Genomic DNA, 15,899 nt, shown 5'->3' with positions numbered 1-15,899 from the left:
CAACGGCTCGATCACCGCCCACGACTCATCAGTCAGCTCATGACGACGCACCACGAACAGACCAACGACACGGGCACTTTGCGGACACGACCTAGGGCGTCGGCATGCCCCCGCCCCCCTGCACATGAAAGTTGAAGTCGCCGTGCCCGAGCGCTCCGTACAGGCGGAGCCAGAGGGGGAGGATCATCTCCGCGCCGCGGGCGCTCGTGATGTCGCCCAGGTCGATGACGCTCGCCGCGGGCCAGCCGAAGGAGCCCAGCAGTTCGGTGACGGCCTTCTTGGCGCCGGTGTCGTCGCCGCTGACGAACACGGTGTGCTCCCCCGCCACCCGGGCCGGCTCCACCATGACGAAGCAGTTCATGGTGTTGAGGGACTTGACGACCCTGGCCTCGGGAAAGGCGCGCTGGATGCGTTCGCCGAGACTGTCCGTGTTGACCGGGTCCAGCGTCGGCGGCATCCCGGTGGAGAAGTCCAGCGGGTTGGCGACGTCGATGAGGACCTTGCCGCTCAGGTTCGCCGCGCCCGCCGCCCGCAGCGCATCGAGGCTCTGCCCGCCGGCGGTGGTGTTGACGACAGACTCGCCGAAGGCCGCGGCCGTCTCGAAGGTCTCCAGACGCACCTGGCCGTGGTCGGCGTGCCACCGGGCGAACGGCGGATTGCCCATGCCGTCGGGTTCGGTACGGGCGAGCGTGGCCTCGGGATCGCGGGTGCCGATGACGACGTCGTGGCCGAGGGAGGCGAGCTTGCCGGCGATGGTCCGGCCGACGATGCCGGTTCCGAGGACTGCGTAACGCATGCGAGTGCCCCTTCCGGGAGTCGGGCGAGCGGCTGTACGGGCCGTGCCCGCGGCGCGGCGGAACCGCGATGCGGAACCAGGTCGGTGCAGGTCGCCCCAGGTCGGTCCAGGCAGATCGCGGTCGTTCGCCGCCTCCTGACGACCGTAACTGTCGAGGCGGCGCCCCGTTCCCCTCTATCGTGGAAAATCACATCATGATGGCTCGTGTCGAGGCAGGCTGCACATGAGGAAACCGCAGATCGACTACGCGGCGGTCTTCCGGGCCCTGCCCGGCATGGTGGCGCTGCTGACGCCCGAGCTGGTGTACGTCGACGTCAACGACGACTTCGTACGCCTGACCGGTCGCCCCCGCGAGCACCTCCTGGGCCGCTACATCTTCGACGTCTTCCCCGAGAACCCCCACGACTCGGCCGCGGCGGGGATGCGGGAGACGCGGGAGTCGATGCTGCGGGCGGTCGCCACCGGCGAGCGCGACACCATGGCGGTCCTGCGCTACGACATCGAGGACCCCCAGCGTCCCGGCCACTGGCGGGAACACTTCTGGAGCCCGGTCAACGCTCCCGTCCTCGGCACCGACGGCAAGGTGACCCTGCTCGTGCACCGGGTGGAGGAGGTCACCGAACTCATCCGCGCCCGCGGCGGACCGGGCGGCGACAGCCGGGCCCGGGTGCTGGAGGCCGAGCTGTACACCCGGGCCCGGGAGCTCCAGGAGGTCAACGAACGTCTGCGCAGGGCGCACGCCCGCGAACGCGAGGTCGCCCTGGCGCTCCAGGAGGCCCTGCTGCCCGCCCACAGACCCCTGGACCACCACCAGGCGGCCGTCCGCTACCGCCCCGCCGTCGGCGCGCTGAACGTGTGCGGCGACTGGTACGACCTCGTCGACCTGCCCGGCGACCGCCTCGCCGTGGCCGTCGGTGACGTCGTGGGCCACGGTCTGGCGGCCGCCTGCGTGATGGGCCAGCTCCGCAGCGCGCTGAGCGCCGCCGCCCGGGTCGCCGACGGCCCCGCCCGCGCCCTGGAGGCGCTCGGGCTGTACGCCCGCTCCGTGGACGGCGCCGAGTCGACCACGGCGGCGACGGCCTTCATCGACTGGGACGCCCACACGCTGACCTACAGCAGCGCGGGCCACCTCCCGCCCGCGCTCCTGCATCCCGACGGCTCGGTGTCCTTCCTGGACCGGGCCACCGACCCGCCGCTGGGCGCCAGCCCCGAGCACGCCACCCGGCCGGAGGCCACCGCGTCCTTCGACGAGGGCGCCACGCTGGTCCTCTACACCGACGGGCTGATCGAGCGCCGCACCGAGGACATCGACACCGGCCTGGCCCGGCTCACCGACTCGCTCGGCCGCCACCGCCATGCCGCCCCCGAGGACCTGGCCGACGCCCTCCTGGCCGAGCTGCTGCCCGCGACCGGCAACGCCGACGACACCGCTCTGGTCGTCATCCGCCTCTGAGCGGAGCCGTCGCGTCGGCTGAGCGGAGCCGTCGCGTCGGCCCGGCGCGGACCCTCAGTCCTCCGCGGGCATGACCCGGGTCACCTTGCCCTTGGGGGTCGCGTCCAGATAGCCGGACTGGCTGTACTCGTTGCTCAGGTAGACGGCCATGCCGAGGGGCGTGTCGAAGGTGTCGTTGGGCTGCCTGACCAGCACGTAACGCGTCTCCGGATCATCGACGTTGAGCTTCTTCCGCGCCTCCGCGAACAGCGCGGGCACCTTGTCCCAGTCGAAGTCGTCGAGGCGGAAGGGCTGGTCGCCGCCGGACAGGGTGCCCTTGATGATGCCCTTCTCCACACCCCGGCCCACGCGGTACGTGTAGCTGTCGTACTTGCTGTCGCTGCCGTCGACCATCACCTCGGCCGACACGAAGTCGTCGTAGACGGTGAAGTCGCCGAACCTGTCCCGGCCGGTCTCCTTCTCCAGTGCCCGGATGGCGGTACGGATGCCGTCGGGAGTGAGCAGGCTCGTGGTCGTCGCGGCCTTCGACTGCCGGGATGTCGGGGCGGTGGCCCGGGAGCCGGTCGGGTCCGCGGACGAGGTGGCGGAGGACGAGGCGCCGGTGCCCGACGCGCCGCCCGGATCCCCCGAGTCGCCCGAGTCGCCTCCGAAGGGCACCAGCCACCACAGCAGGGCCAGGGCGCCCGCGAGCGAGGTCCCCGTGACGCCGAGCGCGACACCCCGTCCGGACCGGTTCCCGGCGCCCGCCCGGACGGGCGAGGTCACGGGCTGGCCGGGGCCGCCGAGGACGGGCGGCGGCCCGAATCCGGCGGGGGGACCGGGGACGGGGGTGGTGGCCGGGGCGTAGAGCCCCGGGTAGGAAGGAGGCTGTGCCTGCGCAGGGGCGGTGGGCGGCTGCCACACGGCCGTCGGGCCGCTCGGCCCCGACTCGATCTCGGCCAGCCGCCGGTCCAGCACGGCGGCCGACGGACGCGCCGCCGGATCCCGTACGAGCGCGCTCATGAGTACGTCGCCCAGGGCACCGGCCCGCGCGGGCGGCGGTACGTCGTCGTTGAGGACGGCGGCGAGGGTGGCGAGGGTGCTGCCGCGGCGCAGCGGGTGGTGGCCCTCCACGGCGGTGTACAGCATCATCGCGAGCGACCACAGGTCCGAGGCGGAGCCGCCCTCGTGGCCCGAGATGCGTTCCGGTGCCATGAAGTCGGGGGTGCCGATGATGGAGCCGGTGACGGTGAGGCTGGTCGTCTCGCGGATCGCGGCGATGCCGAAGTCGGTGAGGACGGGGCGCCCGTCGGACCGCAGCAGGACGTTGGCGGGCTTGACGTCCCGGTGCTGGATGCCGGCGTCGTGCGCGGCGGCCAGCGCGGCCAGCACACCCCGGCCGATCCGCGCCGCCTCGACCGGCGGCATCGGCCCCTGGGCCAGCCGGTCGGCGAGGGAGCCGCCGCTGACCAGCTCCATGACGATCCACGGGTAGGTGCCTTCGCCGCCGTCCACGATGTGGTGGATGGTGACGACGTTCGGATGGTCGATCCGGGCCAGGGCCCGTGCCTCGCGCAGCACCCGCTCGCGCAGCGTCCGCGCGCTGTCGGGGTCGTACTCGGCGAGGTCCCGGTCGGGCGGGCGGACCTCCTTGACGGCGACCATCCGGTGCAGCGCCAGGTCCCTGGCCCGCCAGACCGTACCCATCCCCCCGCCGCCGAGGCGGGCCTCCAACTCGAAGCGCCCGTCGACGACTCGTCTGCCGGGACCCTCGTCTGACTCACTCATGGGCGGGAGCTTACGGCGACGGGGTCGGAGCCTCCCAGCGGAGGTCGGCACCGGGCCGCCGCGACCGCCTCCGGCTCACCGTGACCGGCCCGGTGTACGGGAGTTCAGTGGGCGGGGTTGCCCTCTGCCGTCCGCTGCGCCGCTGTCGGCTCTCCCGGCGCGGACCGCACGACCTGCTGAACCGGCTCGGCCGGGGCGGCGGTGCTCCGGTCGGTGCCGTCCTCCTTCATGGCCTTGGCCTCGCTCTTGAGGATGCGCATCGACTTGCCGAGCCCGCGGGCGGCCTCAGGGAGCTTCTTCGAGCCGAACAGCACGATGATCACGATCGCCACGATCAGCAGGTGCCAGGGCTCCAGTCCGTTGCGCAGCATGCCGCACGTCCCTTCTCCACACTCATTGTTGCCAGCTTGCGCAACTGTACAACCGAAGAGCCGGTCCCCGCCTCATTTGTCGGAGTCCTTCTTGTCGGTCGCCTCCGCGTACGCCTGCGCCGGTGTCATCGCGACCCCGTTGAGGGAGACGGTCTTGTACGGGCTGACCTTGGCGCAGGTCTTGGCCTCGTCGGCGGTCTGGGCGTGCGCGTTGGAGACCGCGGCCTCGGTGTCGGCGGGGGCCGCCGACGCCTTGCCGCCGGGGAACGTGGTGCCGCTCGTCCAGTCCCCGCCGATCACCAGGGTCAGACCGCTGCCGGTGCCCGCCTCCAGGTGCGAGGAGGGCAGTCCGAGCGCCTTGGCGGCCGTCTGCGCCTCCGCCTTCCGGCCGGTGCCGTACGTGAGCGTCGTGGTCGCCGCCGGGCTCGGCGCGTTGGCGGTGGTGGTGTCGGAGCTGAAGCCCTGGCCGGTGAGCGCGTTCGCCACCTCGGAGGCACGGCCGGTGATCGCGGTGCCGTTCTCGACGGTCACGGCGATCCGCGAGGCGGGGACCGCTGCCGCCGTGGCCGTCGCGGAGGCCGCCGAGGACTTCTTGCCGGACCCGGTGGTCAGCGACTGGTCGTCGGCGATGCTGGAGAAGAGCGCCTTCGCTCCCGCGCCGACGACCACCCGGTTGGTGTCGTTCGGGTCGGCGGCGGTCTGCATGGTGGTGAAGGTCATCCGCTTGGTGGGGACCTTGTTCACGTCGGCCGCGAGCCCGATCAGCTTCTTGACGCTGCCGAGACCGTCGTCCACGGTGAGCGCCTTCGTGGCGGCGTCCGCGAGGTCGTAGACCGCCGTGGGGTCGGTGAGCGTGCCGGCGCTCTTGAACTTCCGGATCATCGCGCTGAGGAAGATGTGCTGGGAGACCGTACGACCGAGGTCGCTGCCGTCCCCGAAGCCGTGCCGGGAACGGACGAACTCCAGGGCCGCCTCGCCCTTGAGGGTGTGGTCGCCCTCGGACAGCTTCAGGTGCGAGTAGGTGTCGTAGACGTCGCTGTTGACGCACACGGAGACACCGCCCACCGCGTCGGACATCTTGACCACGCCGGAGAAGTCGAGCTTGACGAAGTGGTCGATGGGGATGCCGGTGAGCTGGTGGATGGTGGCGACCTGGCAGGCGGGGCCGTAGCGCAGGGCGCTGTTGATCTGGCCGTAGTAGCCGGGCGTGGACTGGCCGCTCTCGCTGTCCTTGCAGGCCGGGACGTCGACCATGGTGTCGCGGGGGATGCTCATGACGGTGGCGTTGGAGCGGTCCGCGGAGATGTGCACGACCATCTGCACGTCCGCGTTGCCGTTGCCGGTCTGCACTCCGGTCCGGGAGCAGCCGCCGCCCAGTTTGCAGTCCGCTGTGCTGGTCCGCCCGTCCGAGCCCATGACCAGGATGTTGATCGGGGTGCGGCCGAAGGCGTCGGCCTTCTCCGCACCGCCCTTGCCGTCGAGCGAGACGCTGTTGATGTTGCCGTTGAGGTGCTGGTAGAACCACCAGCCGGCCCCGGCCGTGCCCAGGACGAGGAGCGAGAGACATATCCCGACGATCCGCAGGACCCGCCTGCCGCGCCGCACCGGGCGGGCCCGGCGACGCGACCGCCCGCCGCCCTGCGTGCGGTTGGCCGCCCGGGCGGCGGCCCGGCCGCCTGGCGGCTGCGCGCCACCGGCCCCGTCCTCCCGCTGTCCCGGCACGCGGCCGGAGCGGCTGCGCGTGGCCTGACCGCCCGGGCTGTCCCACCGGTCGCTCATCTACCACTCCCACGAAACGGTCGGGCCCCTCAGGCCGGGCCATGGAGGGGGCGGCCGGGCGTGCGCGGCGGTGTACGGGCAGGCCGAGCGGGAACAAGGCCTAGGTTGCGTAGTTGCGCAATCTAACAAATCCCTGGCCCGGCCAGCACGGACCGCGTCGCATTTCACGGGTGAGAGATCTCATGGCGGAATGCGGCAACCTCCCGGAGGTCTCAATCCTCGCCCACGGCCCGCCCCGCCTTCGCCCAGTTCGCGTGCAGGTGGTCGAGGTAGGACCGGGCCTGGCTGCCCGGCGTCGCACCGCGGGCGAAGGCGAGCATGTTGTCGGCGCCCGTGTTGTAGCCGAGGGCCAGCAGTTCGTCCTCGGTGTACGGCGCGGCCCGGTCGGCCGGGAGTACGGCGGCCAGGTCGTGCAGGTACCAGGCCGCGGCCTCGATGGCGAGGTCCCGGTCGTCGGGCAGCTCCTCCCATCCGCGGTCGGCGAAGTCCCGGCCCTTCTTGACCTCGTCGAACGTGGCGCGGTGCATGTTGGCGATCCCGAAGGCCGCGCCCGGCTTGTACTTCTGCCAGGCCCGCTCCAGGGCGGGGACATGCGGTTTGTACGCCTCGTTGTAGAGGATCGCCATCAGCAGCCGGGCACGGACACCGGTCTGCCGGGCGCGGCTGCGCACCTGGGAGGCGTAGTCGGCGGGATCGTACGGCGAGGAGATCACCTCGGAAGGAGAAGCAGGGGAAGGGGCGGAGGGCGACGGCGTGGCCCGGCCGACTGTCGGAGCCGGCGCGGGAGTTGACGGTGTTGCTCGGCCGACTCTAGGTGCCGTCGCAGGGGTGCTCGTCGCGGGGGTGCTCGTGGGGGTGCCCGTCGCGGGCGGGGCCGAGGCGTCGCCCTGCGAGGTGTTCGCCGCGCGCACGATGACGTACAGCGCCAGGGCGAGGACCACCACGGGGATCCAGCGTCGGCGCCCCGACGACCGGGCATCGGACATGCCTCTCCCCCCTGTTGTGCACCTTCGTACAGGGGGCGGACTAAGAGCCGCGTGAGGCGTGGCTGTGAGCGGCGGCCGGGACGGTCCGGGCGGTCAGTTGGCCGACCATGACACGGACGACGGTCACGATGTCGGGGTCGTCGACGAAGTAGACCTGTCGACGGCCCTCGCGACGGGAGCGCACGAGGCCGGCGAGTTTCAGCTTCGCGAGGTGCTGACTGACCGCGGGCAGCGCACCCCCGACCCGGTCGGCGAGGTGGGAGACATCGCTCTCGCCCTGGGACAGCGCCCACATGATGTGCAGCCGCGCGGAGGACGCGAGGAGCCCGAACGCGGCGGCCGCCTCGGTCAGCACCTCGTCGGACGGATCCTCGAAGCCACCGGTGAACGCCGCCACGATCCCCTCCCGTCCCGATCACTGTCCCCGCACGTGCGCTGTCTCAGTGTAAGGGGCCGGGCTGGCTCGGGTGGGTGATTCCACTTCATCGATTGCGCAATGTAATAAGCGTGTGAAAGAACGTCGACGACTTGTCATCAGCTACCGGCACTACCCGTTGTGCCCCGACCCCGGTCCATAGGCTTGCGCAATCAGGCAACCGAGGTGCCGGGCCGGGCGGACTCCGCCGGACCCGGCCCGACTGGAGGACTACCACGTGGGCATCATCGGCTGGATCATTCTGGGACTGCTCGCCGGGGCCATCGCCAAGATCCTGCTGCCCGGTCGGGATCCGGGCGGCCTCATCGGCACCACCCTCATCGGGGTCGCGGGCGCGTTCGTCGGCGGCTGGCTCTCCGCGCGCTTCCTCGACCGCCCGGTGGAGAACCACTTCTTCGATCTCTACACGTGGGGCGCGGCGATCGGCGGCTCCCTGGTGCTGCTGATCGGCTACCGCCTGCTGTTCGGCAACTCGCGGGACTGAAAGGCTGGTTCGACCGGCCACAACCACCCGCAGAACTATGTTGTGCCACCACATGTGCCCTTGACGTGCGCGTTCCTACGGTGTGCGAACACGTACCCGTCCCCACCGCACACGAGGAAGTGGCGCACATGGCCTCCGCAGCATCCGCTCCCCCGACGCCGAACAACCTGAAGCGCATCGTCGCCGCCAGCCTCATCGGCACCACCATCGAGTGGTACGACTTCTTCCTCTACGGCTCCGCGGCCGCCCTGGTCTTCAACAAGCTGTTCTTCCCCGACTCCGACCCGCTCGTCGGCACGCTGCTGTCCTTCCTGACGTACGCCGTCGGATTCGCCGCCCGGCCCGTCGGCGCCCTGGTGTTCGGGCACTACGGCGACCGGCTCGGGCGGAAGAAGCTGCTGGTCCTGAGCCTGCTGCTGATGGGCGGGGCGACCTTCGCGATCGGTCTGCTGCCGACGCACGCGACCGTCGGCACGGCCGCTCCCGTGCTGCTGACCGTGCTGCGCCTGGTCCAGGGCTTCGCGCTCGGCGGGGAGTGGGGCGGCGCCGTCCTGCTCGTGTCCGAGCACGGGGACGCACGGCGGCGCGGCTTCTGGGCCTCGTGGCCGCAGACCGGCGCACCGGCCGGACAGCTCCTCGCCACCGGTGTGCTGTCGCTGCTCACGGCCGTCCTGTCGGACGCGGCGTTCGCGAGCTGGGGCTGGCGCGTCCCCTTCCTGCTCTCCGGCGTCCTGGTGGTCGTCGGTCTGTGGATCCGGCTGTCCGTCGACGAGTCCCCGGTGTTCAAGCAGGCGTTGGCGCAGGCCGAGGCCCGCAAGGCGGCCCGGAACGGAGTGGCCGAGAAACTGCCGCTCGTCTCCGTGCTGCGCCACCACTGGCGCGACGTGCTGATCGCGATGGGCGCCCGCATGGCGGAGAACATCAGCTACTACGTCATCACGGCGTTCATCCTCGTCTACGCCACCACCTCGGCCGGTGTCTCCAAGCAGACCGCCCTCAACTCGGTGCTGATCGCCTCGGCCGTGCACTTCGCGGTGATCCCCGCCTGGGGCGCCCTGTCGGACCGGATCGGCCGGCGCCCGGTGTACCTGCTCGGCGCGGTCGGCGTCGGGCTGTGGATGTTCCCGTTCTTCTCGCTCGTCGACACCGGCGGCTTCGGCAACCTGATCCTCGCGGTGACCGTCGGACTCGTCCTGCACGGCGCCATGTACGCACCCCAGGCGGCCTTCTTCTCGGAGATGTTCGCGACCCGGATGCGGTACTCCGGTGCCTCCATCGGCGCCCAGTTCGCCTCCGTGGCGGCCGGCGCCCCGGCCCCGCTCATCGCCACAGCGCTGCTCTCCGACTACGGCAGCTCCACCCCGATCGCCCTCTACGTCATCGCCGCGGTCGTGCTGACGGTCGTCGCCGTCGGTGTCGCCCAGGAGACCCGCCACCGGGACCTGTCCGACGTCGAGCCTGAGGCGGAGCCGGAGCCCGCGGCCGCCTCCGCCGCGGCGGACGCCCGCACCGCCTGAACCCCGCCGCTCCCGAACGCCCCCGTACGCCCGCGCGTGCGGGGGTCAGGGCCGTGTCGGAGCCGACAGCCGGTGCAGCCGCAGCGCGAGCTGGATCTCCAGCGCGCGGGCCGGGCTCTGCCAGTCCTCGCCGAGCAGGCGGCCCACCCGCTCCAGGCGCTGGGCCACGGTGTTCACATGGACGTGCAGCTCGTCCTTGGTGCGGGCCGGGCTCATCCCGCAGGCGAAGTAGGCGTCGAGGGTGCGCAGCAGATCGGTGCCGCGCCGGTCGTCGTAGTCGACCACCTGGCCGACGGTGCGGTCCACGAAGCCCGCGATGTCCCGGTCACCGGCCAGGAGCAGGCCGAGGAACCCGAAGTCCTCGGCGGCGGCCCCGTCCCCCGTGCGGCCCAGCAGGCGCAGCGCGTCGAGGCAGCGCCGGCCCTCCTCGTAGGCGGCGGCCACGGCGTCCAGGTGGACGGCGAGGTCGCGGACCGGGGCCGAGGCACCCACGGTCACCGCCTCGTGGACGGCTGTGCCGAGCTGCCCGGCGGTCCGGCGGGCCAGTGCGGTGGCCGTGTCCCCGGCGGTGAGGGGCAGCAGCAGGACGGTGCCGCCGTCGCGGGCGGCGGCCAGGCCGTGCCGGGTGGCGGCGAGGTGGGAGGCCGCGGACCACAGGCGTCTGCGGGCGGCCGCCTCCTGGTCGGCGTCGGCCGCGGGTCCGTCGAGCCGGGCGGCCAGCACGACGTGGGTGGCGTCCAGGTCGGCGTCCAGTCGCGCGGCCCGCTCGCGCAGCAGCCGGGGGTCCCGGTCCCGGGCGTCGAGCAGGTCGTCCAGGAGCTCGCCGCGCACCCGTTGTTCGGCCTCGGCGGCGGAACGTCTGGCGAGCAGGAGCAGCGACGTGACCATCGCGGCGCGCTCCAGGGTGCGCTGGTCCACGGGGTCGAGCCCGGGGTGGCCGCGCAGTACGAGCGCGCCCAGCAGCTCCCCGCCCGCGGCGACGGCGGCGATCCAGTCGTCCCCGTGCCGTACGGCGTGGCCTTCGGCGCGGGACGCCTCCAGCGCCTCGGCGGGCGCGATCTCGGCGAACTCGACCGTGCCGTCGAGGATCTCGGACACGGCCGCCGCCACGTCGTGCACCCCACCGCCGCGCAGTACCAGTTCGGCGAGCCGGTCGTGGACGTCGGAGGCGCGCTCGATGACCCCGCTGCGGTCCCGGATGATCTCGTTGGCCCGCTCCAGCTCGGTCAGGGCCGAGCGGGTCTCGGTGAGCAGGTTCGCGGTGTCGATGGCGGCCGCGGCCAGCGCGGCGAAGGACCCGAGGAGGGCGATCTGCTCCCGCTCGAAGACCCGGGCCCGCCGGTCCGCCGCGAACAGCACGCCGATGACGTGGTGGCCCAGGGTCAGCGGCACGCCGAGGATGGCGACCAGGCCCTCGTCGCGTACGCCGGAGTCGATGGTGAGGGTGTGCTGGAAGCGCTCGTCCTTGAAGTAGTCGTCGGTGACGTAGGGGCGGGCGGTCTGGGCGACCAGTCCGCCGAGCCCCTCGCCCATCCCGAGCCGCAGTTGCTGGAAGCGGGCCGCGACCGAGCCCTCGGTGACCCGCATGTAGGTGTCGCCGCGCACCGGGTCGTTCAGGCTGAGGTAGGCCACGTCCGTGCCGAGCAGGGAGCGGGCGCGCTGCACGATGGCCCGCAGCACCGCGTCCAGGTCCCTGAGACCCGCCAGGTCGTGGGCGGTCTCGAACAGGGCGGACAGCTCGGCCTCCCGCCGGCGCCGGCCCTCCAGCTCGGAGCGCACGCGCAGGGCGACCGCCTTGGCCTCCTCGAGCGCGGCGATCCGCTCGGCCGGCCTGCCCTCGGCGCGGGCGAGCAGCACCGGCTGCTCGTAGGCGTCGGCGGACGCGCCCCTGGCCAGCAGTTCGAGGAAGGGGGCCTCGGCACTGCCTGCGGGGCGCTCGACGGACTGCGTGTGATCGCTGGACATGCCCACAGGATTGCTCATCGCGCGCTCACCCCGTCAGGGCTGTGGAAAACTCCGGTCCGGTGCCGCTCAGTGCGCGGTCCAGCCGCCGTCGAGGACGAGTGACGTGCCGGTGACGAAGGACGCCTGCGGGCCGCACAGGTAGGCCACGGCCTCGGCGACCTCCTCCGGCTCGATGAGCCGCTTGAGCGCGCTGTCCTGGAGCAGCACCTCGGACACCACGCGTTCCTCGGGGATGCCGTGCGCCCGGGCCTGGTCGGTGATCTGCCGCTCGACCAGTGGGGTGCGCACATAGGCGGGGTTCACACAGTTCGAGGTCACGCCGTGGGGGGCGCCTTCGAGGGCCGCCGTCTTGGACAGGCCCTCCAGACCGTGCTTGGCGGCCACGTAGGCGGCCTTGTAGGCCGAGGCGCGCAGACCGTGCACCGAGGACACGTTGACGATCCGCCCCCACCCCTGCCCGTACATGTGCGGCAGGGCGCCGCGGATCAGGCGGAACGGCGCCTCCAGCATCACGGTGAGCACCGTGTGGAACACCTCGGGCGGGAACTCCTCGATGGGACGCACCAGTTGGAGGCCGGCGTTATTGACGAGGACGTCGGTGCCGGCGGCGGCGTGCTCGGCGGCGTCCAGGTCGGTGAGGTCGAGGACGCGCGGTTCGACGGTGCCCGCCAGGCCCGCGGCGCGTTCGGCGAGCGCCTCCAGACCGGCGGCGTCCCGGTCGACCGCTCTCACCTTGGCCCCGGCGGCGGCAAGCCGCAGCGCACAGGCGCGGCCGATGCCGCCGGCGGCGCCGGTGACGAGGGCGGTGCGGCCGCCGAGGTCGAGCGTGGGGGCGTGGGGGCCCGGGAGGGCGCTGCTGCCGGTCATGGTTCGACCCTAGGCAGCGCCCCGAGCCGACCACATATGGTCAGGCCCCATACTTCACTCGGAAGTCGTGGGGTCGAACCATGTGGGTGCGTCCATCAGCGCCTGCTTGATCCGCAGCGCCCCGAACTCGTTCAGATCCGGCAGGGCGTCCACCGCGAACCACCCCACGTCCAGCGACTCGTCGTCGTTGACCCGTGCCTCGCCGCCGAGGGCCCGGCAGCGGAACGTGATGTCCATGTACTGGCAGACGTCGCCGTTCTCGTACGTCACGGGCTTGAGCGCCTGGACGACGATCACCCGCTCGACGGCGCAGTGCACGCCCGTCTCCTCCTCGACCTCGCGCACGGCACAGGCCGCGGGCTGCTCCCCCGGGTCCGGGATGCCGCCGATCAGCGACCACTTGCGGGTGTCCGAACGGCGGTTGAGCAGCACTCTGCCCTCGTCGTCGAGGACGACGGCGCTGACGCCGGGGAGCCAGAGGGGGTCGTGACCGATGGACGTCCGAAGGGTGCGGATGAAGTCAGGGGTAGCCATGCAGCGACCCTAACCGGCGTCGAGGACACCCTGGTGATCTTCCGGGGGGCGCGGGACCGGCGTACGGTCACGCGTCCTGGGTGCGACGCCCGCGCAGGCCCGAGCCGATCGCCCAGCCGAGCCCGCCCGCGGCGACCAGCACCAGGGCCATCTCGGGCAGGATGCCGAGCCGGGTCGCCGGGGTCTGCGTCGAGCGCAGCGGCACCTTCTGCACCAGCGAGTCGGCGACGAACATGCCGGTCTTCTGGGTGATCCTGCCGTCCGGCATGATGATCGCGCTGACGCCGCTGGTCACCGGCACGGTGACGGTCCGGCTGTGCTCCACGGCGCGCACCCGGGACATGGCGAGCTGCTGGTAGGTCATCTCGCTGCGGTCGAAGGTCGCGTTGTTACTGGGCACGGAGATGAGCTGCGCGCCGTCGGTCACCTCGGAGCGCACGGCCCAGTCGAAGGCGGCCTCGTAACAGGTGACCAGGCCGACCTTGGCGTTGGCCATCTGGAAGACACCCGGCTTCGTGCCCCGGCTGAAGTCCTGGCGGACCATGGAGGTCCAGTTCTTGTTGATCGCGCCGACGAGGGAGCGCAGCGGCAGGTACTCGCCGAACGGCTGGATCTGCCGCTTGTCGTAGGTGTCGGTGGGGCCCTTGACCGGGTCCCACAGGATCTGCTCGTTGTAGAGCTTGCCGTCCCGCTCGACGACACCGCCGACGGAGATCGGCGCGTCGACGGCCTTGGCCGCCTGTTCGATGACCGCGGCCGCCTCGGCGTCGGTGTAGGGGTCGACGTCGGAGGAGTTCTCCGGCCACAGCACGATGTCCGGCTTCGCGATCCTGCCGGCCTTCACCTCGGCGGCCAGCCGCTCGGTCTCGCGCGCGTGGTACTCGAGCACGGCCCGCCGCTGGGCGTTGAACTCCAGCCCCGCGCGCGGCACGTTGCCCTGGATGGCCGCGACGGTCACGGTGCCGTCCTCGGCCTTGTCGCTCACCAGGGTCCGGGCCGCGAACGCCCCGACGAAGGGAACGGCCACGCTCAGCAGGGCCACGGCCGCCGCCGGACGCCGTACGGTCCCCGTCCCGCGCCGCTCCACGAGCAGCCGCACGAGCTCGTACAGCCCGAAGCCGCACAGTACGACGGCGAAGCCCAGGACGGGGGTGCCGCCCACCGCGGCGAGGGGCAGGAAGACGCCGTCGGCCTGACCGAACGCGACCTTGCCCCAGGGGAAGCCGTGGAACGGCGCACGCGCGCGTGCCGCTTCCCCGGCGATCCACACGGCGGCCGCCCACACCGGCGAGCCGGGGAGCCTGGAGACGGCGGCGATGCCCACGCCGACCAGCGCGACGAAGATCGCCTCGATCGCCACCAGGGCGAGCCAGGGCCCGGGACCGACCTCTACGCCGGTCCAGACGAGAAGCGGCAGCAGGAAGCCCAGGCCGAAGAGATAACCGAGACCGAACGCCGCCTTCCAGCCACGGCCGCGCAGCACCCAGCCGAGGACGGCGAAGGCGGGCAGGGCCAGCCACCACAGGGTGCGGGGCGGGAAACTGACGTAGAGCAGCACTCCGGAGAGCGCCGCTGCGGCGGCCGGGACGAGACGGCGGAGCCGGGCGGCCCAGCGGGAGGCGGGCGCGGACTGCGGTGCCAGCCGGTCCGACTCGTCCACGGAAGTTGCGGTGACGGTCACTCCGGGAGTGTACGGCGGTTGACCTCGGCGTCCACAGCGCGGTCCGCCCGCCGAGCGCGGCCCCGGGCACCGGTCCGGGCCGCGTGATCCCGCACAACTCGTCCACAAATCGCCCATCAGCGGTTACGGTGTGCCGGAGTCCCCGCCGTACGGGCCGAGCGCGTACGGGCGGCGGGGCCACAGGTCGGGGGACCGGTGTTGCGGGGGGCGGGGTGGGTTCCACGGGGATGACGACTGTGGCCGGTGCCGATGAGGACGGCGACAGACGAAACGTTTCTGACGTGGTGGGTGTCCTGGTGCTGGGCGCCTGTGCCGCCTGGTCGCTGATCACCGCGGCCGCGCACGACGGGCGTCCGGAGGGTGTGCTGCTCGCCCTGCTGGCGGTCGCCGCGGGCTATGCCGCCGGCCGGATCTCAGGGGCGCTGCTGCCGGTCGCCGCCCCGAGCGCCGCCGCCCTGACCGGACTGGGTCTGACGGTCGGGCTGCCCCGTCTCGCGCCCGGCCCGGAGATCGTCGGTCCGCTGGGGCACGCCGGGGCCACGGCCGCCCTGACCACGCTCGCCACGGGCGCCGCGTGCTGCGCCGCCTGGAGCACCGGCTCCGCCGGTCTGCGGGCGCTGCTGCGGCTGCTGGCCACGGGCATCGCGGTGGCCTCGGCCGTCCTCGGTTCGGTGCCCGGGCTGATCACCTGCACGGCGGTGCTGCTCTGCTCGCTCGCCGCGGGCCGGATGCGCCACCGCGGTGCGGGCATCGCCGGTCTCGTCGTCACCGCGACCGCGGTGACCGGCCTGACCTGGGCGATGGCCGCGAACGCGGTGCCGGACGGGCTCGCCGAGGCACTGCGCGGCCGACTCACCCCGCACCGGATCGACCTGTGGCACGACGCCCTCCACCTGGCCCGCGAGGACACCGCCCTCGGCGTGGGTCCCGGCCGCTTCGGGGAGCTCAGCACGACGGCGGCCCAGTCCTTGCAGCCCGACGGGAAGCCGCACTCGGCACCGTTGCAGATGGCCGCCGAGCAGGGGGTGACCGGGGTGCTGCTGCTGGCGGCGGCGTTCTGCTGGCTGCTCTACGCGCTGTGGCGCTCGCCCCGCGCCACACCGGTGGTGCTCACCGCGGGCGCGGCCCTGACGGCACTGGCGGCGATCGCCGCGGTCGGCAACGCGCTGAGCTTCACGATGGTGGCGGTGGGTGTCGGGTTCCTCGCGGGGCAGGCGACGGCCCACCCGCTCTCCGACGAGCCGGCCCGAACGTGACGGACCG

General features: G+C 72.6%; 14 protein-coding genes. 4 read left to right on the top strand and 10 right to left on the bottom strand.

The features are described 5' to 3' along the window. Positions 1-91 precede the first annotated feature (91 nt). Complete coding sequence (locus ACZ66S_RS23495; RefSeq protein ID WP_469903480.1) at positions 92-796, bottom strand: NADPH-dependent F420 reductase; 705 nt, start codon at positions 794-796, stop codon at positions 92-94. 223 nt (positions 797-1,019) lie between these two features. Between ACZ66S_RS23495 and ACZ66S_RS23490 the strand changes: the two genes are divergently transcribed. Then, positions 1,020-2,249: a PP2C family protein-serine/threonine phosphatase gene (locus ACZ66S_RS23490; protein WP_469903479.1), complete on the top strand. Its 1,230-nt coding sequence runs from the start codon at positions 1,020-1,022 to the stop codon at positions 2,247-2,249. A gap of 54 nt (positions 2,250-2,303) precedes the next feature. On the opposite strand, the gene ACZ66S_RS23485 is transcribed toward ACZ66S_RS23490, so the two are convergent. From ACZ66S_RS23485 to ACZ66S_RS23465, 5 genes are all read right to left on the bottom strand, one after another. Continuing rightward, positions 2,304-4,016, bottom strand: a complete 1,713-nt coding sequence (locus tag ACZ66S_RS23485) for a serine/threonine-protein kinase (protein ID WP_469903478.1) — start codon at positions 4,014-4,016, stop codon at positions 2,304-2,306. Between the two features lie 104 nt (positions 4,017-4,120). Beyond that, positions 4,121-4,387, bottom strand: coding sequence for a Sec-independent protein translocase subunit TatA (gene tatA / locus ACZ66S_RS23480; RefSeq protein WP_469903477.1), 267 nt, complete (start codon positions 4,385-4,387; stop codon positions 4,121-4,123). A 72-nt stretch (positions 4,388-4,459) separates the two neighbouring features. Beyond that, positions 4,460-6,166: an LCP family protein gene (locus ACZ66S_RS23475; protein ID WP_469903476.1), complete on the bottom strand. Its 1,707-nt coding sequence runs from the start codon at positions 6,164-6,166 to the stop codon at positions 4,460-4,462. A gap of 212 nt (positions 6,167-6,378) precedes the next feature. Continuing rightward, positions 6,379-7,152 (bottom strand): lytic transglycosylase domain-containing protein, encoded by a 774-nt coding sequence (locus ACZ66S_RS23470; RefSeq protein ID WP_469903475.1) that lies wholly within the window; start codon positions 7,150-7,152, stop codon positions 6,379-6,381. Positions 7,153-7,192: 40 nt separating this feature from the next. After that, on the bottom strand, positions 7,193-7,549 hold the full coding sequence (locus ACZ66S_RS23465; protein ID WP_469903474.1) for an ArsR/SmtB family transcription factor: 357 nt from the start codon (positions 7,547-7,549) through the stop codon (positions 7,193-7,195). 256 nt (positions 7,550-7,805) lie between these two features. Between ACZ66S_RS23465 and ACZ66S_RS23460 the strand changes: the two genes are divergently transcribed. Next, the gene (locus ACZ66S_RS23460) at positions 7,806-8,072 is read left to right on the top strand and encodes a GlsB/YeaQ/YmgE family stress response membrane protein (RefSeq protein ID WP_123987321.1); all 267 of its coding nucleotides are present in this window, start codon (positions 7,806-7,808) and stop codon (positions 8,070-8,072) included. Positions 8,073-8,200: 128 nt separating this feature from the next. Continuing rightward, positions 8,201-9,589: an MFS transporter gene (locus tag ACZ66S_RS23455; protein WP_469903473.1), complete on the top strand. Its 1,389-nt coding sequence runs from the start codon at positions 8,201-8,203 to the stop codon at positions 9,587-9,589. A 45-nt stretch (positions 9,590-9,634) separates the two neighbouring features. Here ACZ66S_RS23455 and ACZ66S_RS23450 read toward each other — a convergent pair whose 3' ends face one another. The 4 genes from ACZ66S_RS23450 to lnt form a co-directional block, all read right to left on the bottom strand. Next, positions 9,635-11,554, bottom strand: a complete 1,920-nt coding sequence (locus ACZ66S_RS23450) for a helix-turn-helix domain-containing protein (protein ID WP_469903472.1) — start codon at positions 11,552-11,554, stop codon at positions 9,635-9,637. Positions 11,555-11,620: 66 nt separating this feature from the next. Further along, positions 11,621-12,421 carry a 3-hydroxybutyrate dehydrogenase gene (locus ACZ66S_RS23445; protein WP_469903471.1) on the bottom strand — a complete coding sequence of 267 codons (801 nt, stop codon included), beginning with the start codon at positions 12,419-12,421 and terminating at the stop codon, positions 11,621-11,623. 54 nt (positions 12,422-12,475) lie between these two features. Further along, the gene (locus ACZ66S_RS23440) at positions 12,476-12,955 is read right to left on the bottom strand and encodes an NUDIX hydrolase (RefSeq protein ID WP_469903470.1); all 480 of its coding nucleotides are present in this window, start codon (positions 12,953-12,955) and stop codon (positions 12,476-12,478) included. 67 nt (positions 12,956-13,022) lie between these two features. Continuing rightward, positions 13,023-14,636, bottom strand: coding sequence for an apolipoprotein N-acyltransferase (gene lnt / locus ACZ66S_RS23435; protein WP_469903469.1), 1,614 nt, complete (start codon positions 14,634-14,636; stop codon positions 13,023-13,025). A gap of 227 nt (positions 14,637-14,863) precedes the next feature. Here lnt and ACZ66S_RS23430 point away from each other — a divergent pair, with 227 nt between their 5' ends. Then, complete coding sequence (locus ACZ66S_RS23430) at positions 14,864-15,892, top strand: O-antigen ligase family protein (protein WP_469903468.1); 1,029 nt, start codon at positions 14,864-14,866, stop codon at positions 15,890-15,892. The last annotated feature ends 7 nt before the right edge of the window (positions 15,893-15,899 follow it).

It is taken from the genome of Streptomyces sp. NPDC107471 (assembly GCF_055582845.1).
Note: the sequence above shows the minus strand (reverse complement) of the source record. Positions and strands in the feature narration are given on the sequence as shown.